At 65.6% G+C, this 20115-nt stretch carries 15 protein-coding genes; 10 read left to right on the top strand and 5 right to left on the bottom strand.

The window, feature by feature from the left end:
* Positions 1-10: 10 nt before the first annotated feature.
* On the bottom strand, positions 11-961 hold the full coding sequence (locus ACTJLC_RS02955; RefSeq protein ID WP_440843245.1) for a sterol desaturase family protein: 951 nt from the start codon (positions 959-961) through the stop codon (positions 11-13).
* A gap of 194 nt (positions 962-1155) precedes the next feature.
* Entirely contained in the window at positions 1156-2832 is a 1677-nt protein-coding gene (gene dacB, locus ACTJLC_RS02950; RefSeq protein ID WP_440843244.1) for a D-alanyl-D-alanine carboxypeptidase/D-alanyl-D-alanine endopeptidase, read from the bottom strand.
* 321 nt (positions 2833-3153) lie between these two features.
* Between dacB and ACTJLC_RS02945 the strand changes: the two genes are divergently transcribed.
* The 6 genes from ACTJLC_RS02945 (at position 3154) to ACTJLC_RS02920 (ending at position 8973) form a co-directional block, all read left to right on the top strand.
* Positions 3154-3816: a response regulator gene (locus ACTJLC_RS02945; RefSeq protein WP_073429023.1), complete on the top strand. Its 663-nt coding sequence runs from the start codon at positions 3154-3156 to the stop codon at positions 3814-3816.
* A gap of 4 nt (positions 3817-3820) precedes the next feature.
* Positions 3821-5122, top strand: a complete 1302-nt coding sequence (locus tag ACTJLC_RS02940; protein ID WP_440843243.1) for an ATP-binding protein — start codon at positions 3821-3823, stop codon at positions 5120-5122.
* Positions 5123-5278: 156 nt separating this feature from the next.
* Positions 5279-6781 (top strand): DegQ family serine endoprotease, encoded by a 1503-nt coding sequence (locus ACTJLC_RS02935; protein ID WP_073429021.1) that lies wholly within the window; start codon positions 5279-5281, stop codon positions 6779-6781.
* Between the two features lie 300 nt (positions 6782-7081).
* Entirely contained in the window at positions 7082-7579 is a 498-nt protein-coding gene (locus ACTJLC_RS02930) for a carboxypeptidase regulatory-like domain-containing protein (protein WP_440843242.1), read from the top strand.
* Between the two features lie 206 nt (positions 7580-7785).
* Entirely contained in the window at positions 7786-8178 is a 393-nt protein-coding gene (locus ACTJLC_RS02925; protein ID WP_440843241.1) for a DUF427 domain-containing protein, read from the top strand.
* Positions 8179-8211: 33 nt separating this feature from the next.
* A complete protein-coding gene (locus tag ACTJLC_RS02920) occupies positions 8212-8973 on the top strand; it encodes a CoxG family protein (protein ID WP_073429018.1) in 762 nt (253 codons plus the stop codon).
* A gap of 277 nt (positions 8974-9250) precedes the next feature.
* On the opposite strand, the gene ACTJLC_RS02915 is transcribed toward ACTJLC_RS02920, so the two are convergent.
* Positions 9251-10246 (bottom strand): helix-turn-helix domain-containing protein, encoded by a 996-nt coding sequence (locus ACTJLC_RS02915; RefSeq protein ID WP_114163149.1) that lies wholly within the window; start codon positions 10244-10246, stop codon positions 9251-9253.
* 198 nt (positions 10247-10444) lie between these two features.
* Here ACTJLC_RS02915 and ACTJLC_RS02910 point away from each other — a divergent pair, with 198 nt between their 5' ends.
* On the top strand, positions 10445-11077 hold the full coding sequence (locus ACTJLC_RS02910; protein ID WP_440843240.1) for a cysteine hydrolase family protein: 633 nt from the start codon (positions 10445-10447) through the stop codon (positions 11075-11077).
* A 13-nt stretch (positions 11078-11090) separates the two neighbouring features.
* On the opposite strand, the gene ACTJLC_RS02905 is transcribed toward ACTJLC_RS02910, so the two are convergent.
* On the bottom strand, positions 11091-11759 hold the full coding sequence (locus tag ACTJLC_RS02905) for a TetR family transcriptional regulator (protein ID WP_083083246.1): 669 nt from the start codon (positions 11757-11759) through the stop codon (positions 11091-11093).
* A 427-nt stretch (positions 11760-12186) separates the two neighbouring features.
* Between ACTJLC_RS02905 and ACTJLC_RS02900 the strand changes: the two genes are divergently transcribed.
* Genes ACTJLC_RS02900 through ACTJLC_RS02890 form a run of 3 tightly spaced genes read left to right on the top strand, consistent with a single transcriptional unit; the run spans position 12187 to position 18190 of the window.
* Positions 12187-13419 (top strand): efflux RND transporter periplasmic adaptor subunit, encoded by a 1233-nt coding sequence (locus ACTJLC_RS02900; RefSeq protein WP_440843239.1) that lies wholly within the window; start codon positions 12187-12189, stop codon positions 13417-13419.
* A gap of 18 nt (positions 13420-13437) precedes the next feature.
* Entirely contained in the window at positions 13438-16638 is a 3201-nt protein-coding gene (locus ACTJLC_RS02895; RefSeq protein WP_154873470.1) for an efflux RND transporter permease subunit, read from the top strand.
* 1 nt (position 16639) lies between these two features.
* Positions 16640-18190, top strand: a complete 1551-nt coding sequence (locus ACTJLC_RS02890) for an efflux transporter outer membrane subunit (RefSeq protein WP_440843238.1) — start codon at positions 16640-16642, stop codon at positions 18188-18190.
* Between the two features lie 204 nt (positions 18191-18394).
* Here the strand turns inward: ACTJLC_RS02890 and ACTJLC_RS02885 are convergent, their stop codons facing one another.
* Complete coding sequence (locus ACTJLC_RS02885) at positions 18395-19804, bottom strand: nucleobase:cation symporter-2 family protein (RefSeq protein WP_440843237.1); 1410 nt, start codon at positions 19802-19804, stop codon at positions 18395-18397.
* Positions 19805-20115 lie beyond the last annotated feature (311 nt).

The following is a 20115-nucleotide window of genomic DNA, read 5'->3' as shown; positions in this document are numbered from 1 at the left end:
ACAGAATCTTCTACGGTCTGCGCGTCGTTTGAAACGCGGCCGTATTGCGTTCGTTCATCGTCGTATCCAGGGTGATTGGCGCCGGGTCCGCGACGCGGCGCGCGTGATAATCCGCGGCCCACGCGGGCGGCGCGAACAGCGCGCGCAGCTTGTTGCGCCAGCCGCGCACGCTCGCGAAGTCCGCGGCCATCGACGCCCATTCGTGAAACGTCGCCTTGAGCGGGTTATACGTGTGAAGCGGTTCGACGATGCCGTACACCGGCGCCTCGTGCGAATCTTCCTCGACATAGCTGCCGAATAGCCGGTCCCAGATCACCAGCACGCCGGCGTAATTGCGGTCGATATAACGGTCGTTGCGCGCGTGATGCACGCGATGAATCGACGGCGTGTTGAACACGTATTCGAGCCAGCGGAGCTTGCCGCCGAATTTGCCGATCGCCTGCGTATGCACGAAAAACTGGAAGCCGAGATTGATCAACACGATGGCGACGATCTGCGTCGGCGCAAAGCCGAGCACGGCGAGCGGAATCCAGAACAGCCACATGCCGGCGATCGGATACATCAGGCTCTGACGGAACGCGGTGGAAAAATTCATCCGCTCCGACGAGTGATGCACGACGTGCGCGGCCCACAGCCAGCGCACGCGATGACTGCAACGATGGAACACGTAGTAGAGCAGGTCTTGCGCGACGAACAGCACGGCGAACGACACCCAGCTCGCCTGCCAGGTGTAGACGCGGTAATGGTCGTGGACAAACGCGTAGACGGGAATGATGGCGAGCCACGCGAGTTTGTCGGCGGCTTGCTGCATCAGCGCGAGCGCGGCGTTGCAGAGCGTGTCGGGCCAGCTATAGAGCCGTGCGCCGGGGCGCGTGCGCCGCAGATGCCACGCCTCCCAGCCGATGCATGCGAGAAAGACCGGCGCCATGGCGAGCAGCAGCAATTCGGCATCGAATTGCATCGTGTCTTCCTCCGTGGTCCCTGAGCGCCGCGTGTGCCGCGGCGGTTGGTGTCGTTATCGTTTGAGGAGCCCTCGCTACCGTGGCGGCTGCGCGGCTCGCGCGCCGCGCTGGGTGTTTTACGCGCCCCTCGAACACTGCCCGACAGCGTACACGCTTAGGGCATGGGCGCGCGCGGCTTCGCTAGAAGGAATCCTCAATGGGCGCCGCGTTTGCGCGGGTTTTTCCTGGGTTTGCCGTCCGCCGCGCTGGCCGATTTAGCGCGCGGTTCGGTGACGGGCGCCGCGACTTGCCTCGCGCCCTGTTCCGGTCCCTGGTACACCCACTCGAGCAACGCGTCGTGCGCGGCGCGCGCCGCTTCCGAATGCGGATCGTTGATGAGGCTGACCACCACGTAGCTGTTGCCGTCCGCCGAGGCCACATAGCCCGCGATCGCCCGCACGTCGCGCAAGGTGCCGGTCTTGATGTGCGCGTTGCCGCCCGCGCCCCGGTTGGTCAAGCGGTTGCGCATCGTGCCGTCGACGCCCGCGATCGGCAGCGACTCCACGAACACCTGGGCGACCGGGCTCGCGTTGGCCCGCTGCAGCAGATCGGCGAGCGCGAGCGCGGTGATGTGCTCGTCGCGCGAGAGGCCCGAGCCGTTGTCGAGCGTCAGGTATTCCATGTCGACGCTGTCGCGGCGCAGAAACGCCTCGATCGCGCGCGCCGATTTGGCGGGCGTGGCGGGCGGCTTTTCCTCGGCCGCGCCGATCGTCAGGAACAGGTTGCGCGCCATCGTGTTGTTGCTGAACTTGTTGATGTCGCGAACGATGTCGGAGAGCACCGGCCCCTGATGCATGGCGACGAGGCGCGCGCCGAGCGGCACCGCGCCCTCGCGGGTCGCGCCGCTGAAGGTGCCGCCGCTTTGCTGCCAGAGCGCGAGGAAGCCGCCCGCGAAAAACGCGGAGTGATCGAGCACCGCGACGTTGAGGGTGCGCGGGCCGCAGCGCACCGAGTAGTCGCCGGTGAACGACGCGATGACCGTGCCGTTGGCTTGCGGCGCGACGGACGGCGACACCGAAGCCGCGTCGCCGCGGCATGGGCCGTTGATCGCGCGCATCTGATTGTCGATCTGCAACTGCGCGAGCGCCGGCAGCACGTCGATCGCGACGCTGCCGTCGGACGAAGGCGTCAGCGTGAACGACAGCGACTTGAACGCGTAAAGCAGCGGATCGGGGCCGACGTTGTACGGCGCGCTGGCGTCGTCGTCGAAGGGCGGCAGGTCGCGCGTGGACGGATCGAAGTAGCGCTTGTCGAGCACCAGCGCGCCGTCGATGCCGGTGATGCCCGCCTTGCGGATCTTCTGCACGAGGTCGATCAGTTCTTCCGGCACCAGCTTCGGGTCGCCCGTGCCCTGGATGTACAGATTGCCGTGCAGCACGCCGTTGGCGTCGACGCTGCCATCCGCGTAGGCGTTCGTGCGCCAGCGATAGTCCGGACCGAGAATCGACAGGCCGGCGTAAGTGGTGACGAGCTTCATCGTCGAGGCGGGCATCATCGGCTTGCCGGCGTTGAGCGCGACGATCGGCGTGCGGTCGCCGATTTTTTCCACCACCACGCTGATCGACGACAAGGGCACGTGGGCGCGCTGCAAGCCGGCCATGACCTGCGGCGGCAACACCGTGGTGACGTTGACGCGCGGATGCGCGGCCTTGACGCGAGCCTCGGCGGCAAGCGGCAGCGCCGCGCCGCCGCAGCCGAGCGCGGCGCAGACAAGCAGCAGGGCCGCGGTGCGCGGCGCGAACCGGCGAGCCTTGGCGTTCACGAAAGCGGACGAAGCGAATAACCGCGGCAGCACGTCGCGGACAAGAAAAGACAACGAAGCGAGCGTCATGGACGGGCGGGCAGGCAAGATTTCAGGGCGTGTGGCACGTGGGGCAAACAAGCGAGCGTGTGAATGCCGACGCAGCGCGCGAGTCGTTCGTGCAGCGATTGCGTGGCGCGTCCGCGAGCGCCGCATCGACCCGATGATGCAAAGGCGGCGGCTCGACGCATGCCGCATACGCAACGCACGCGTAGGCGAACCGGGCCGCGCGACGCAAAGCGCACATTGTAGAGACATGCCGCCGCGCTGCGGTGGAAAAAGCGCCACGCGGCGCACGCCGCTAGCGAAGGCTAGAATGCGGCATCATCAAACGTTTGGAGCCTTGGGGCCATGCGCATATTGCTAGTCGAAGACGACCGGATGATCGCCGAGGGCGTGCGCAAGGCGCTGCGCGGCGAAGGCTTCGCGGTGGACTGGGTGGAGGACGGCGAAGCGGCGCTCAGCGCGGCGGCCGCCCAGCCTTACGATCTGGTGCTGCTCGACCTCGGCCTGCCCAAGCGCGACGGACTGGACGTGCTGCGCACGCTGCGCGCCCGCGGCCATGCGATTCCGGTGCTGATCGTCACCGCGCGCGACGCGATCGCCGATCGCGTCAAAGGACTCGACGCCGGCGCGGACGATTACCTCGTCAAACCTTTCGACCTCGACGAACTCGGCGCCCGCATGCGCGCGCTGATCCGGCGTCAATCGGGCCGCAGCGATTCGACCATCCGTCACGGCAACGTGACGCTCGATCCCGCGTCGCATCTGGTGACGCTCGACGGCGCGCCGGTCGCGCTGTCGGCGCGCGAGTTCGCGCTGCTGGAGGCGCTGCTCGCGCGGCCGGGCGCGGTGCTCTCCAAGAGCCAGCTCGAGGAGAAGATGTACGGCTGGGGCGAGGAGATCGGCAGCAATACCGTCGAGGTCTATATTCACGCGCTGCGCAAGAAGCTCGGCGCGGAGCTGATCCGCAACGTGCGCGGCCTCGGCTACATGATCGCGAAGGACGCCTGAGCCGATGAGGTCGATTCGCCATCAACTGCTGGTGTGGCTCCTTGCGCTGATGCTGCTCGGCATCGGCATCGCGGGGTGGCTGATCTACCGGCAGGCGCTTGCCGAAGCCAACGAACTGTTCGATTACCAGTTGGAGCAGATCGCCGCGGCGCTGCCGTCGGAACCGTTCTCGCAGGTGCTCGGTTCTCGCGATACCGGCGACGAAGGCATCGTGCTGCAAATCTGGAATCGCAACGGCGTATTGATGTATTACTCGCGTCCGCGTGCGCCACTCGCGCCGCGCGCCGAACTCGGCTTTTCGACCGAACGTACGGAACGCGGCGAGTGGCGGGTGTACGGCGCGATCGTCGGCGATAACGTCGTGCAACTGGCGCAGCCGCTTTCCGTGCGCAACCGGCTGGCGGCCGACGTCGCGCTGCGCACGCTGTGGCCGTTGATCGTGCTGCTGCCGCTGCTGGGCGTGGCGGTGTGGGTGATCGTCGGGCGCGGACTGCGGCCCTTGCGGCGCGTGACGAGCGCGCTCGACACGCGCCGTCCGGAGGCGCTCGAAGCTTTGCCCGACCAGCGCTTGCCGCTCGAAGTGCAGCCGCTCGTGCGCGCGTTGAACGGGCTGCTCGAAAGGCTCGCCACCGCGCTCGACATTCAGAAAGCGTTTGTCGCCGACGCCGCGCATGAACTGCGCACGCCGCTCGCCGCGGTGCAGATTCAGGCGCAACTGGTGGCGCGCGCGAAAGACGATGCCGCCCGCGGTGAAGCGCTTGCCGATCTGCAAACGGGTGTCACGCGCGCCACACGCCTCGCGGAGCAACTGTTGGCGCTCGCGCGTTCCGAGCCGGATGGCCTCGCCGCTACCAGCACGATCGACTTGCGCGCGCTGCTGCGGGACTGCGTGGCGGCTTACGCGCCGCTCGCGCAGAATCGCGGCGTCGATCTCGGCATCGAGGCGAGCGAGTCCGCCACGGTGATCGGCGACGCGGAGGCGCTGGGCGTGATGTTCAACAACCTCGTCGACAACGCGACCAAGTACACGCCGCCGGGCGGGCATGTCGATGTTTCGCTGCATGTCGAAGACGGGCGTCCGGTGGTGCGGATCGCCGACAGCGGACCGGGCATCGAACCGGCCGAGCGCGATCGTGTGTTCGACCGGTTCTACCGTGTCGGCGCCGGCGCGGACCGCGCGCGCACCGACGTGGCGGGCGGCGGTTTGGGGCTCGCGATCGTGCGCCGCATCGCCACCCAGCATCACGCGGCCGTGTCGCTCGACGAATCGCCGGCGGGCGGTTTGCAGGTCACCGTGCGTTTCTGAAGATGGGGCTTTCTGTTCGTAAAGAGGCTTAAACGAGGCTTAACGCGGCCTTATCAGCGGGAATCAAGCGATCTGTCGCTGCTTAAGATTCTTTTAAGCGATAGCACGTACGCTTCGTGACATCCCCAAGCCTCTTCTCCCCTCCAGGAGTACACGATGAACGCGAAAACCTTGTCCCGCGGCGCCGTTGCAGTCGCTGTCGCCGCGGCGCTCTCCGTCGGCTACGTGGCGGGCCATCGCGACGTGCCCGCGCCGCAGGTCATCACGCCCGCGCAAGCCGCGATGATGCCCGCCGAAGCCGCCGCCAAGACGGGCATTCCCGACTTCTCGGGCCTCGTCGAAACCTACGGCCCGGCCGTCGTCAACATCAGCGCCAAGCATGTCGTGAAGCAGGCGGCGTTGCGCGGCAACGGCGGCGGCAACCAGTTGCCGATCGATCCGAGCGATCCCTTCTATCAGTTCTACAAGCACTTCTTCGGCGGCATGCCGGGCATGCAAGGCCCTGACGGCGGCGATGCGCCCGATCAGCCGAGCGCGAGCCTGGGCTCGGGATTCATCGTCAGCAATGACGGCTATATCCTGACCAACGCGCATGTGGTGGACGGCGCCAATGTCGTCACGGTGAAGCTCACCGACAAGCGCGAATTCCGCGCCAAAGTGATCGGCGCCGACAAGCAATCCGACGTCGCCGTGCTGAAGATCGACGCGAGCAATCTGCCCACCGTGAAGATCGGCGATCCACGCCAGAGCAAGGTCGGGCAGTGGGTGGTCGCGATCGGCTCGCCTTACGGTTTCGACAACACGGTGACCTCGGGCATCATCAGCGCGAAATCGCGTTCGCTGCCGAACGAGAATTACACGCCGTTCATCCAGACGGATGTGCCGGTGAATCCCGGCAATTCGGGCGGACCGCTTTTCAACCTGCAAGGCGAAGTGATCGGCATCAACTCGATGATCTACTCGCAGACCGGCGGCTTCCAGGGTCTTTCGTTCGCGATCCCGATCAATGAAGCGATCAAGGTCAAGGACGACATCGTCAAGACCGGTCACGTGAGCCGCGGGCGTCTCGGCGTCGCGGTGCAGGGCGTGAACCAGACGCTCGCCGACTCGTTCGGCATGCAGAAACCGCGAGGCGCGCTCGTCAGTTCGGTCGATCCGGGCGGCCCGGCGGCCAAGGCCGGTTTGCAGCCGGGCGACGTGATCCTGTCCGTGAACGGCCAACCGGTCGACGACTCGGCGGATCTGCCGTCGCAGGTCGCGGGTCTCGCGCCGGGCAGCCCGGCTACCGTGCAGGTGTGGCGCGACAAGAGCACCAAGGATCTGAAGGTGACGATCGGCTCGTTGTCGGATACCAAGGTCGCCTCGGACAAGGCCGATCAGCCGCCCCAGTTGCAAAGCCGGCTCGGCGTGGCCGTGCGGCCGTTGACGCCGCAGGAGAAGAGCGGCGCGTCGGTGTCGCATGGTCTGCTGGTGCAGCAATCGGGCGGCGCGGCCGAAAGTGCCGGCATTCAGCCGGGCGACGTGATTCTGGCGGTCAACGGCCGGCCGGTGGCGAGCGTCGATCAACTCAAGCAGATGATCGCCGGCGCCGGCAACAGCATCGCGTTGCTGATCCAGCGCGACAATGCGCAGATTTTCGTGCCCGTCGATCTCGGCTGATAACCGTGCCGTGGGCGGATCGGCGAGTGGATTGCCGATTCGCGGCACGACCGGCGTTCGAGCCGGTCTGCGCGGGAATCTGAAGAAGTAACGCTTGCCGGTCCTTGCACATCCTGCTCGCGGACCGGCTTTTTTTCGCGTGTTCAGCAGCGGTGCGGAAGACGCCGCGCGCCACCTCGTAAGGCGTGGCAGCGGGTTCCAGCGGGCACGATCCGCAGCGTGGCACGCAGGTTGCGTCTCACTTTATCCGGGGCCGTTCGAGGCACACGGGCCATAAGGACCTTAACGAGGAGCGAACCGATGAAAACCCAACGCAATCAGCGAAGGATCGTAGCCGCCGCGGTGTGCGCGGCGCTCACGCTCGGGCTGGCGGGCGGCGCCCATGCACAGCAGGCGAGCGAGGTCACGGGCGGCACCACCGCCGACGACACCAGCGCGGGCAACGCGAACGGTGGCGGTCTGCCGCAAGTTCAGCAGCAGGGCGACGTCTCGTTCGTGTCGGGCGGCGTCGGTCTCGACGAATCGAAGGCGTTGCAGGCGGCGCAAAGCCAGTGGCCGCTGTCGCTGCGCTTTACCGGCCCCACCGCGGAGTTTCTTGCGGACGTCCACGTGCGGGTGGTCGACGCGCACAACGGCGAGGTGTTGAACGCCACGTCGCGCGGGCCGTACATGCTGATCAAGCTGCGCCCGGGCCGCTACACCGTGCATGCGCAATACAAGGACCGGGACCAGTCCAAGGCGGTGACCGTACTCGCCAAGGGCAGCGCCAAGGCCGCCTTCTACTGGAATACCCAGTAAGCGCCTGGGCTTTGCCTGGCGGCGCCGCGGCAGCGTCGGACGCCATGCGGGAACACTGCCGGAATAGCGGCGCAAACGCGGCGAGGAACACTGCGCAATCGGCCAGAGTTTGGCCGATAATGAAGCCACGGGTCACCCCCGTGGCTTTACTGTTTTGCGCGAGCGCATACGACCGCATAGGACCGCACACCTCACGGAGCCGAGACATGAGCGATGCCTTGACACCTCACGGAAGGCCTGCCGCCAGCCAGGGCGAGCACACCATCGCGATCACCGGTAACCATCACCGCGTGCGGGTGATACACGGCGGCGTGACCATGGCCGACACGCACGCGGGGCTGACACTGGTGGAAACCGGTCTGCCGGACGTGTTCTATTTTCCGCGCGAAGACGTGAACATGGCGCGGCTCGAACGTTCGGCGCACACCACGCACTGCCCGTTCAAGGGCGAGGCGTCGTACTTCCATCTGCGTACCGAAGACGGCCTGATCGAAAACGCGGTGTGGAGCTATGAGACGCCGTTCGAGTCCGTCATGCGGATCAAGGGGTATCTCGCGTTTTACGCATCGCGCGTCGACCGCATCGATCAGACGTCCTGATCCCGCTGTCGCGCGTTCATCGCGGAGGCTGCCATGGAAGTGAACGACGCGTTACGGATTCCGCTTGCGCCGTCCGATGTCTGGGATGCGTTGCAGGACCTCGCCTTGCTGCGCGCCAGCCTCGACAACTGCGAGTCGTTCACGCGCTTCGCCCACGGCGAATACGCGCTCACCCTGACCGTACCGCTCGGCCCGCTGCGCGCGCGTTACGAAGCGCGCGCCCACGTGGCGGGCCAGGATTCCGGGCCGGCGGATGCCGAGCACCGCACCATCAACTTCAAGGCGCGAGCCGAAGGCGTCGGCGCGTTGCGCGGCCAGATCGAAGTGCGCTTGCGCGGTGAAGACAGCGCGCACGGCGCAAGCGGCGAGCGGGGTACGCGGATCGACTACACGATCTGGGCAACCTCCTCGGGACCGCTTGCCGAACTGCCCACGCGTCAGTTGGAAAACGCGCTGCATCAGCTTGCCGATGACTTTTTCGAAGAATTCGCCGCGGTCGTGCGGGCCAAACATGGACAAGGGCCGAACCGCGCGCGCGGTTCGGCGGTGCGCCGTCAGCATGTGTTTCTGCGGCCGATCACGCTCGGCAGCGTGGCGCGGCGCACGCGCGCCGATCATGGCAATGCGTTGCCCGGGCGGGCGGCGGGCGCGGCGCATGGGGCGTCCCACGGTGTGTCGCCTGGGGTCTCGCATCCCGAGCCCAGTCCGCATGCGGTGCCGAACTGGGCCTGGGCCGTGATGATTTTTCTGGTGGCGCTGCTGCTGTATGTCGCGCGCTGGATCAGCGAGCATTGATCGGTTGGCGTGGCCTTGCTTCGTTGACTTACATGTATCGCGCGTGCCGCCGCTGTCGCGCCGGCGCGACTACGAAATCCCGGTGAGCCACTACGAAACGGCGTTGGCGCTCGCATGAGCGTTGCCGTTGAGCGCTTTCGATCGCTTCCGCCGTTGCTCGGGGTGCGCGGCCCCGCGTGCGTCCGCGTGCGCTCGGCATGTCTACTGGCGTGCATCTTTGGTCCGCGTCCTTTTACGAGCGGTCGAACGTTCGCACCTGCGTTCAACATTCACACGCTCAAACCCCACGAAACTCCCGCCGCCATGCGGACGGCGAAGTGCGAAACGCCTGCGCGAAATGCTGCCGCAGCGAAGCCGTCGAGCCGAACCCCGCAATGGCCGCGATCCGTTCCACCGACTCGTCGGTGCTCTCGAGCAACTGCTGCGCGCGCGCAAGCCGCTGCGCCAGCAACCATGCGCCGACGGTCGTGCCGGTGGCGAGCCGGAAGCGTCGCGTGAAAGTGCGGCGGCTCATCAATGCGCGTTCGGCGAGCGTGTCGAGCGTATGCGGCGCATCCAGATTTCCGCTGACCCAATCGAGCAGGCCCGCTAGGCGGTCGCCGCGCAGGTTCGGCGGCATGGGCTGCTGAACGTATTGCGCCTGGCCGCCTTGCCGATGCGGCGGCACCACCAGCCGACGCGCCACGTAGTTCGCCGCCCGCGCGCCGCACATCTTGCGCAGCACGTGCAAACAGCAGTCGAGACCCGCCGCCGTGCCGGCCGAGGTCAGCACGTTGCCGTCGTCGACATAAAGCACGTCCGGGTCGAGCCGCACCCGCGGATAGCGGCGCGCGAAGTCGTCGGCCCACGCCCAGTGAGTGGAGGCCGGCCGTTCGTCGAGGATGCCGGCGGCGGCCAGCACGAATGCGCCCAGACAGAGCCCGACCAGTTGCGCGCCGCGCGCATGGGCCGCGCGCAGCGCGTCGAGCAGCGCGGCGGGCGGCGGCTCGTCCGGATCGCGCCAGCTCGGCACGATGATCGTGTGCGCGTCGGCGAGCGCCGCCAGTCCGTGCGTGACAGCGATCGTGAAGCCGGCCGTGGTGGTCAGCGTGCCGCTTTCGGCGGCGCAGACGCGAAAGTCGAAATCGGGCAGATCGCCGCCGCTGCGCTCCTCGCCGAATACGACGCAGGGCACCGAAAGATGGAAAGGACTGATGCGGTCGAACGCGATCACCGCGATGACATGTCGGGACGCGCCGTCGTCCATTGCGGCAGGCAGAGCCGGTGTAGCCATCCGTCACCTCGTGAATTCAACGATGGCCCGATTCTAGCGACTATTGTCGTGCGGGCCGCTGTCGGGAAAACGGCGGCGGGCGAACAATGCAGTCATCGCCCGCTGCCCGAAGGCTGGATCGGAAATCGAGCAAGGCCGACGACCGGCCGGGGCAGAAGCGAGCCACCCCCCACTTATCGAACAGGAAGGAGTCTTGCCATGACCACACCGCGCCGCGCGCTGATCGTCATCGACGTACAGAACGAATACGTAAGCGGCAATCTGCCGATCGAATATCCGGACGTGCAAAGCTCGCTCGCCAACATCGGACGCGCGATGGATGCGGCACACGCCGCCGACGTGCCGGTGGTGGTGGTGCAGAACCTTGCGCCCGCCAGCTCGCCGCTGTTCGCGCGCGGCACCGAGGGCGCGGACCTGCATCCGGTAGTGAGTTCGCGCGCTCACGATCACTATCTGGAGAAGTCGTTGCCGAGCGCGTTCACCGGAACGGATCTGGCCGACTGGCTTGCCGATCAGCGGATCGACACGCTGACCGTGGCCGGCTACATGACCCATAACTGCGACGCGTCGACCATCAATCATGCGGTTCACGCGGGGCTGGCGGTCGAATTCCTGCACGACGCGACGGGTTCCGTGCCGTATGAGAACAGCGCGGGTTTTGCCAGCGCAGAGGACATTCACCGTGTATTCAGCGTGGTGCTGCACTCGCGCTTCGCGGCGGTGGCCAGCACGGACGAGTGGATCGCCGCGGTGACGAACGGGACACCCCTCGAGCGCGGCAATATCCATGCTTCGAATCAGAAGGCGCGGGCCAGCCGGGCTGCCGCGTAGAACGACGACAGCGCTAGACGGCCGGCCTGCCGGCCGGCCGCTGCGCATAGCCCTTGCGCAACGCGGGGCTCAGCCGCAGCGCGTCGAACATACCCTCGACCATCTGTTGCGCGTGCTTGCCGAAATCGGTGGCGTCCGGCAACAGCAGCATGTCGCGCAGCGAGCCGCCGACGAACGCGTGCACCATCGACGCCGCCGTCGTGACATCGAGGTCGGCCGGCATTTGCCCTTTGGAGATGGCGTTGCGCAGGCCGCCCTCGATGCTGTTGAGCCCCTCGCGCATGGTGGCCTGATAGCGGATCATCACCGGGCCCATTTCCTCCACCAGTTCGCACTTGAGAAACAGGATGTCGAACACGCGCCGGCGCCGCGGATCGTTGGCGGTGTCGCGCAGACACACCGTGCAGATTTCCATCAGGCGCCCTAGCGGATCGGGTTCATTGGGGTTTTGCGAGGCGGCCTTGAGTTCGTCGAGCGGCAGCAGCACGCGGTCGAACATCTCGGTAAACAGATCGCTTTTGTGCGCGAAGTGCCAGTAGATCGCGCCGCGCGTGACACCGGCCGCCTGCGCGATGTCGGCGAGCGAAGTGCGCGACACGCCCTTCTCGAAGAAGACCTGTTCGGCCGCGTCGAGGATGCTGCTGCGCGTCTCCAGCGCCTCTTCCTTGGTTCTTCTGGCCATACGGTATAACCTGCCGTAATCATGGGGTTTTCCCGAGCGTTTTGAAGTGCGCCCGGTGACAATCCGTCTGCTGACAAGCAAATTTTGAACCGATCTTGCAGGTCCCCGCCCTGCGAGAAGGGAAACGTACTTTTACATGCATTCGTGAATGTATATATAATAGCACCCCACGATCGGATAGCCCAAGCCGTGACGAGCAGTTAATATCCGTCACTGTTGCCTTTCAAAACACTTTTGCGCCGCGCTTCTCCGGGCGGCTTCGTGCGGCAATTCCCAGGTATGGCGCATTTCGCCCAAGGTGTCCCGCAGGTTCGGCTTGCATCCCCGGGCTTCCGGTCTAGCGTCGCGAGACGCCTGTGTGCGCTGCCGTCCCCGGGGTAGGGATGCGCGCACTTTTTCATTCTCAGTCTTTGACAGAGGTCGCTCCATGCGCGTCGAACGGATTCCATTCCGCCTAATCAGTGCCGCGACGGCTGCCGTATTGCTGGCAGCGTGCGGACCAAAACAATCTGCCCCGCCGCCACAAACGCCCGAAGTCGGGGTCGTCACCGTCCAGCCGACGGCCGTGCCCGTCGTCACCGAACTGCCCGGCCGCACCAGTGCCTTCCTCGTCGCGCAAGTGCGCGCACGGGTCGACGGCATCGTGCTGCGCCGCGAGTTCACGGAAGGCAGCCAGGTCAAGGCGGGTCAGCGTCTGTACAAGATCGATCCGGCGCCGTACATCGCGACCTTGAACAACGCGAAGGCGGCGCTTGCGAAGGCGCAGGCCAACCTCGCATCCACCACCGCGCAGGCCAACCGCTACAAGGTGCTGGTCGCCGCCAACGCGGTCAGCAAGCAGGACTACGACAACGCGGTGGCCGCGCAAGGCCAGGCCGCGGCGGACGTCGCCGCGGGCAAGGCGGCGGTCGACACGGCGCAGATCAACCTCGGCTATACCGACGTGACCTCGCCCGTGACCGGCCAGATCGGCGTGTCGCAAGTCACGCCGGGCGCCTATGTGCAGGCGAGCGCCGCCACGCTGATGGCAACCGTCCAGCAACTCGATCCGGTCTACGTGGACCTGACGCAGTCGAGCCTCGACGGACTGAAGCTGCGCCGCGAAATGCAGGAAGGGCGCCTGAAGACGAGCGGCCCGGAGGCCGCCAGGGTCTCGCTCATTCTCGAAGACGGCCGCACCTATTCGGAAAAGGGCAAGCTGCAGTTCACCGACGTGACGGTCGACCAGGGCACCGGTTCGGTCACCGTGCGCGCGATCTTCAAGAACGCGGACAAGGTGCTGCTGCCGGGCATGTTCGTGCGCGCGAAGATCGAGGAAGGTGTCAACGAAAACGCGCTCCTCGTGCCGCAGATCGGCGTGACGCATGACCAGAAGGGCCAGCCCACCGCGCTGGTGGTCGGCCAGGACAACAAGGTCAGCCTGCGTCAGCTCGTCACCACCGGTACGTACGGTTCGAACTGGGTGGTCGAAAGCGGCCTGAATCCGGGTGACCGCGTGATCGTCCAGGGTACCGAGAAGGTGCGCCCCGGCGCGCCGGTCAAGGCCATCGCCGCGCAACTTCCCACCACCCCCGCTTCCGGCGCCGCAGCTCAGAGCGCGCCGGCCGCCAGCGGTGCTGCCCAGACGGCTCAACCTGCCTCTGCTGCATCGGGCGCGTAATAACAGGGAGCCCGCCTCATGGCAAAGTTCTTTATCGATCGCCCGATTTTTGCATGGGTGATCGCCATCATTCTGATGCTCGCGGGTATCGCGTCGGTGTTCACACTGCCGATCGCGCAATACCCGACCATCGCGCCGCCGGCCGTGCAGATCAGCGCATCGTACCCGGGCGCATCGGCGAAAACGGTGGAAAACACCGTCACGCAGGTGATCGAGCAGCAGATGAGTGGTCTCGACCACTTGCTGTATCTGTCGTCCACGTCGGACGACTCGGGTACGGCCACCATCACGCTGACGTTCGCGGCCGGCACCAATCCCGACATCGCGCAGGTGCAGGTGCAGAACAAGCTGCAGCTCGCCACGCCGCTGTTGCCGCAGGCCGTGCAGCAGTTGGGCACCAAGGTCACCAAATCGAGCAGCAGCTTCCTGCTGGTGCTCGCGTTCGTGTCCGAAGACGGCAGCATGAACAGGTACGACCTGGCGAACTACGTCGCGTCGAACATTCAGGATCCGATCAGCCGTATCGACGGCGTGGGCACGGTGACGCTGTTCGGCTCGCAGTACGCAATACGGATCTGGCTCGACGCGAACAAGCTGACCAACTTCGGCTTGACGCCGGTGGACGTGCAATCGGCTTTGCAAGCGCAGAACGTGCAGGTCGCGGGCGGCTCGCTCGGCGGCACGCCGTCGGTGCCGGGCCAGGTGCTGCAGGCCACCATCACGGAAGCCACGCTGCTCAATACGCCCGAACAGTTCGGCAACGTGCTGCTGAAGGTCAATCCTGACGGCTCGCAAGTCCGTATCAAGGACGTGGCGCGCATCGAACTCGGCGGCGAGAACTACAACTTCGACACCAAGTACAACGGCCAGCCGACGGCGGGCTTCGGTATTCAGCTCGCCACCGGCGCGAACGCGCTGGCCACTGCCAAGGCGGTGCGCGCGAAGGTCGACGAGCTGTCGAAGTACTTCCCGCACGGCCTCGTCGTGAAGTACCCGTACGACACCACGCCGTTCGTGCGCCTGTCGATCGAGGAAGTGGTCAAGACGCTGCTCGAAGGTATCGTGCTGGTGTTCCTGGTCATGTACCTGTTCCTGCAGAACCTGCGGGCCACGCTGATCCCGACGATCGCCGTGCCGGTGGTGCTGCTCGGCACCTTCGCGGTCATGGGGCTGGTGGGCTTCTCGATCAACACGCTGTCCATGTTCGGGCTCGTGCTGGCGATCGGCTTGCTGGTGGACGACGCGATCGTGGTGGTGGAAAACGTCGAGCGGGTCATGGCCGAGGAGGGCTTGTCGCCTCGCGAGGCCACTCGCAAGGCGATGGACCAGATTACCGGCGCGCTGGTCGGCGTGGCGCTCGTGCTGTCGGCGGTGTTCGTGCCGGTGGCGTTCTCGGGCGGCTCGGTCGGCGCGATTTACCGGCAGTTCTCGCTGACGATCGTGGCGGCGATGGTGCTCTCCGTGCTGGTCGCGTTGATTCTCACGCCGGCTTTGTGCGCGACGATCCTCAAGCCGATTCCGCAAGGGCATCACGAGGAGAAGAAGGGCTTCTTCGGCTGGTTCAACCGCACCTTCGACAAGAGCCGCGACAAGTATCACTCGGGCGTGCACCACGTGATCAAGCGCTCGGGCCGCTGGCTCATCATCTATATGGTGGTGATCTTCGCGGTGGGCCTGCTGTTCGTGAAGTTGCCGAAGTCGTTCCTGCCCGACGAAGACCAGGGCACGATGTTCGTGCTCGTGCAAACGCCGTCGGGCTCGACCCAGGAAACCACGGCGCGCGCGCTGAAGGACGTATCCGACTACCTGCTCGACAGCGAGAAGGCCATCGTCGAATCGACCTTCACGGTGAACGGCTTCAGCTTCGCCGGCCGCGGCCAGAACGCGGGTCTCGTGTTCGTGCGGATGAAGGACTACTCGCAGCGTCAGCATGCGGACGAAAAGGTCCAGGCGCTGGTGGGACGTCTGTTCATGCACTTCGGCGGCTACAAGAACGCGCTGGTGTATCCGGTGAATCCGCCGTCGATTCCCGAACTCGGCACCGCCGCGGGCTTCGACTTCGAATTGCAGGATCGCGCGGGCGTCGGTCACGAGAAGCTGATGGAAGCACGCAACATGCTGCTCGGCATGGCGGCGAAAGATCCGACGCTGGCTCAGGTGCGCCCGAACGGCCTGAACGATACGCCGCAGTTCAAGGTGAGCATCGACCACGAGAAGGCTGCCGCGCTCGGCGTGTCGCTGTCCGCGATCGACCAGACGTTCTCGATCGCGTGGGCCTCGCAGTACGTGAACAACTTCCTCGATATCGACGGCCGGATCAAGAAGGTGTATCTGCAGGGCGACGCACCGTTCCGCATGAAGCCGGAAGACCTGAACGCCTGGTACGTGCGCAATACCGCGGGTGGCATGGTGCCGTTCTCGTCGTTCGCGAGCGGCTCGTGGGGCTACGGTTCGCCGAAGCTCGAACGCTACAACGGTATTTCCGCGGTGGAAATCCAGGGCGCGGCGGCACCGGGCAAGTCGACCGGTCAGGCGATGACGGCGATGGAAGCTCTGGTGGCGAAACTGCCCGCGGGTATCGGCTACGAATGGACGGGCCTGTCGTTGCAGGAGCGCCAGTCCGGTTCGCAGGCGCCGATCCTGTACGGCATCTCGATCCTCGTGGTGTTCCTGTGTCTCGCGGCGCTGTATGAAAGCTGGTCGATCCCGTTCTCGGTGATCATGGTGGTGCCGCTCGGCGTGATCGGCGCACTGCTGGCCGCCACGCTGCGCGGGCTGGAGAACGACGTGTTCTTCCAGGTGGGCTTGTTGACCACGGTGGGCTTGTCGGCGAAGAACGCGATTCTGATCGTGGAGTTCGCCCGCGAGCTGCAGCAGGGGCAAGGCATGGGGCCGATCGAAGCCGCGCTGGAAGCCGCGCGTCTGCGGCTGCGTCCGATCCTGATGACCTCGCTCGCCTTCATTCTCGGCGTGATGCCGCTCGCGATCAGCAACGGCGCGGGTTCGGCGAGCCAGCACGCCATCGGCACCGGCGTGATCGGCGGCATGTTGACGGCGACCTTCCTCGCGATTTTCATGATCCCGATGTTCTTCGTCGTGATCCGCGCGAAGTTCGGCGGCGAGAAGGAAGACCCGGATGAGGCGCTCGCACACTACAACCAGCACCATCCGCAAGGTGGCGGGTCGACGGATCAAGGCTCGGGCAAGGACGGACATTGAGATGCAAAAACACTCTTTGATTGCAGTAGCGGTCGCGTTCCTCGCCGCGGGTTGCACGATGGCGCCGAAGTACGAGCGCCCGGCCGCGCCCGTGTCGGGCGCCTTCCCGACCGGCGGCGTGTACGACACGCAGCCGGGCGCGACCCAGCCGGCCCAGTCCGGCCAGCCCGGCGCGTCCGGCGCGGCGCGCAGCGCGAACGGCCAGGCTGCCGCCGACATCGGCTGGCGCGACTTCTTCGTCGATCCGCGCCTGCAGCGGCTGATCGACATCGCGCTGAAGAACAACCGCGATCTGCGCGTGTCGGTGCTGAATATCCAGGCATCGCAGGCGCAGTACCGGATCACGCGCGCGGCGCTGTTCCCGACGTTGGACGCGGCGGCGTCGCAAAGCAAGCAGCGCACGCCGAGGAATCTGTCAGTGGGCGGCCAGACGATCTCGAACACGTATTCGGTGGGGCTGAACGCGTCGTGGGAGATCGACTTCTTCGGCCGGATTCAGAGCCTGAAAGACCAGGCGTTGGCGCAGTATCTGTCCACCGCGCAAGCGCGCAAGGCGGCGGAAATTTCGCTGGTGTCGCAAGTCGCGAATCAGTACCTCACGGTGCTCGAACTCGACGATCTGCTCAAGGTCACGCAGGACACGCTCAAATCCGCGCAGGAGTCGTATCGGATCACTAAGCTGCAATTCGATAACGGCACCGGTTCGGAACTCGATTTGCGGCAATCGCAGACCGTGGTCGAGCAGGCTCTGGCCAACCTGCAGTCGCAGGCGCGTCTGCGGGCGCAGGCGGAGAACTCGCTCACGTTGCTGCTCGGCGAACCGCTGCCGGCCGACCTTCCGCCGGGCATGCCGCTCGACAACCAGAATCTCCTCACGGATATTCCGGCGGGTCTGCCGTCCGATCTGCTGACACGTCGCCCGGACATCATGGAGGCCGAGCAGAATCTGCTCGCAGCCAACGCGAACATCGGCGCGGCGCGCGCGGCGTTCTTCCCGAAGGTCTCGCTCACCGGCAGTTTCGGTACGCTGAGCCCGACGCTGGGCGGTCTGTTCAAGCCCGGTTCGGCGGCATGGAGCTTCGCGCCGTCGATTACCGTGCCGATCTTCGAGGGCGGCGAGAACAAGGCCAACCTCGATCTCGCCCACGTGCAGAAGAACATCCAGATCGCGACGTATGAAAAGGCGATCCAGACGGCCTTCCGTGAAGTGGCGGACGGGCTGGCGGCACGCGGCACCTACGATCAGCAGATTCAGGCGTTGGAGCGCAATACGTTCGCCGAACAGCGCCGGCTGGATTTGTCGAATCTGCGGTATACGAATGGTGTCGACAGCTATCTGTCAGTGTTGACCGCGCAGACCAGTCTGTATTCGGCGCAGCAGTTGTTGGTTACCGCGCGAATGGAACGTCTGCAAAACCTGGTCACGCTTTACCAGGCGCTCGGCGGTGGCTGGATCGAGCGGAACGGCGAGCAGCCGCGTCCGGCTGACGCACCGGTCGACTACGGTGCGGCGAGCGCACCGGTGGCGGCGTCGGCGGCCACCGCGGGTTAGGTCTTGTAGCAACAACAGGCTTGCGGGCGGCTTTCTGTTTCAAGGGAAGCCGTCCTGTTCAGCCGGTAATCGAAAACGCGCGAAAACACGCGAAAACGCACGAAAACGCCACGGCATGCCGTGGCGTTTTCGTCTGTCCGCAGCGTGTGAGCGACGGGCGATGCCCATCGGTCGCACAGCGCGGCGCAGTGCCGCTCTCCACGCTCAGTGCAGATCCGCGGCTCGCAGCATCTCGTCGCCCGGCGCTTCATTGCCGTCGCGTCCGTCCAGATCACGGCCCGCCTGGCGAATTTCGCACTGCGCGTTCTTCTCGCTCTTCACGCCGTTGAAGATCAGGTTCAGCACGACCGCCGACACCGACGCCAGCAAAATCCCGCTATGCAGAAGCGGCGACAGCGCGGCCGGCAGCTTCGAGAAGAAGTGCGGCGAGACCACCGGCACCAGGCCCAGGCCGATACTCACCGCGACGATGAAGAGGTTGTGGTGGTTCTTCACGAAGTCGACCTTCGACAGCACCTTGATGCCGTTCGCCGCCACCATGCCGAACATCACGATGCCCGCGCCGCCGAGCACGAAGGCCGGCACGGACGCGACCACTTGCGCCATCTTCGGAAAGAGGCCCAGCAGCACCAGGATGACGCCGCCCATCGCGCAGACAAAGCGGCTCTTCACGCCGGTGACGCCGATCAGGCCGACGTTCTGCGAGAACGAGGTGTGCGGAAACGAGTTGAAGATGCCGCCGATCAGCGTGCCGAGACCGTCCACGCGCAAGCCGCGCACGAGCGTCTTCTGATCGACCGGACGATCGACCATGTCGCCGACCGCGAGGAACATGCCGGTCGATTCGATGAAGGTGACGAACATCACGGTGACCATCGTCGCGATCGAAAGCGGATCGAAGTGCGGCAGGCCGAAGTGGAACGGCATCACGAAGCCGACCCACGGCGCGTGCGTGACGCCGTCCATGTCGACGCGGCCGAGCGCGAGTGCGATCACGAAGCCCGCGACGATGCCGAGCAGCACCGAGATATTGGCGACGAAGCCTTTGCCGAACTTGTTGATGAGCAGAATCAGCATCAGCACGACGAGCGAAAGGCCGAGATAAACCGGATTGCCGTACTCGGGATTGCCCACGCCGCCGGCCGCCCAGTTGATGCCGACTTCCATCAGCGACAGCCCGATCACCGAGATCACCACGCCGATCACCACCGGTGGGAAGAAGCGCAGCAGCTTGCCGACCGCCGGCGCGAGCAGAATGCCGACCACGCCGGCCGCGATCGTCGAGCCGAAGATGTCGAGTATGCCGAGCGACGGGTTGGTGCCGATCGCGACCATCGGACCGACGGCCGCGAACGTGCAGCCCATGATGACGGGCAGGCGGATGCCGAAGATCCACAGGCCGAGCGTCTGTATCAGCGTGGCGATGCCGCAGGAAAACAGATCGGCGCTGATCAGGAACGCGATCTGGTCCTTCGGCAGCTTGAGCGCCGCGCCGACGATGAGCGGCACCGCGACCGCGCCGGCGTACATCACCACAACGTGCTGAATGCCGAGGGTGAGCAACTGGCCCGCGGGCAGCCGCTCGTCGCACGGATGAACCGTGTTGGCTTGCATATCGTCTGTCTCCACCGTCTCGTTTTGGGATGGCTCCAAGGTATCGGCGACGAAAAAGCACAACAAGACCGCTGGGGCCTATTCCGGCATTCCCGCTCACGATATGCGCGAGGCGCTTTTCAAAGCCGGATTCGCGGCGCGCAGCGCGTCGAGGCGCGTCCGGACCCCTTTGCGCAGGCGCTGCGAAGCGGCCTGCCGGGTGCGCCCGAGTCGAGCGGATATATGTGAGAATCGATGCGCCGTATCCGGCTCACCGCATAGTGCGGTTTTCGTATGGCGCGTGGCGCGGCGGGGTTAACCCGCGATTCGTC

This window comes from Paraburkholderia sp. 22099 (genome assembly GCF_052045835.1).
GTDB classification, from domain to species: Bacteria; Pseudomonadota; Gammaproteobacteria; order Burkholderiales; family Burkholderiaceae; genus Paraburkholderia; species Paraburkholderia terricola.
Note: the sequence above shows the minus strand (reverse complement) of the source record. Positions and strands in the feature narration are given on the sequence as shown.

Coding starts and splice junctions, on each gene's coding strand:
- ACTJLC_RS02915 (WP_114163149.1), bottom strand. CDS start 10,246: ATGGCTACACCGGCTCTGCCTGCCGCAATGGACGACGGCGCGTCCCGA.
- ACTJLC_RS02935 (WP_073429021.1), top strand. CDS start 5,279: ATGAACGCGAAAACCTTGTCCCGCGGCGCCGTTGCAGTCGCTGTCGCC.
- ACTJLC_RS02920 (WP_073429018.1), top strand. CDS start 8,212: ATGGAAGTGAACGACGCGTTACGGATTCCGCTTGCGCCGTCCGATGTC.
- ACTJLC_RS02910 (WP_440843240.1), top strand. CDS start 10,445: ATGACCACACCGCGCCGCGCGCTGATCGTCATCGACGTACAGAACGAA.
- ACTJLC_RS02885 (WP_440843237.1), bottom strand. CDS start 19,804: ATGCAAGCCAACACGGTTCATCCGTGCGACGAGCGGCTGCCCGCGGGC.
- ACTJLC_RS02955 (WP_440843245.1), bottom strand. CDS start 961: ATGCAATTCGATGCCGAATTGCTGCTGCTCGCCATGGCGCCGGTCTTT.
- ACTJLC_RS02940 (WP_440843243.1), top strand. CDS start 3,821: ATGAGGTCGATTCGCCATCAACTGCTGGTGTGGCTCCTTGCGCTGATG.
- ACTJLC_RS02905 (WP_083083246.1), bottom strand. CDS start 11,759: ATGGCCAGAAGAACCAAGGAAGAGGCGCTGGAGACGCGCAGCAGCATC.
- ACTJLC_RS02945 (WP_073429023.1), top strand. CDS start 3,154: ATGCGCATATTGCTAGTCGAAGACGACCGGATGATCGCCGAGGGCGTG.
- ACTJLC_RS02930 (WP_440843242.1), top strand. CDS start 7,082: ATGAAAACCCAACGCAATCAGCGAAGGATCGTAGCCGCCGCGGTGTGC.
- ACTJLC_RS02895 (WP_154873470.1), top strand. CDS start 13,438: ATGGCAAAGTTCTTTATCGATCGCCCGATTTTTGCATGGGTGATCGCC.
- ACTJLC_RS02900 (WP_440843239.1), top strand. CDS start 12,187: ATGCGCGTCGAACGGATTCCATTCCGCCTAATCAGTGCCGCGACGGCT.
- dacB (WP_440843244.1), bottom strand. CDS start 2,832: ATGACGCTCGCTTCGTTGTCTTTTCTTGTCCGCGACGTGCTGCCGCGG.
- ACTJLC_RS02890 (WP_440843238.1), top strand. CDS start 16,640: ATGCAAAAACACTCTTTGATTGCAGTAGCGGTCGCGTTCCTCGCCGCG.
- ACTJLC_RS02925 (WP_440843241.1), top strand. CDS start 7,786: ATGAGCGATGCCTTGACACCTCACGGAAGGCCTGCCGCCAGCCAGGGC.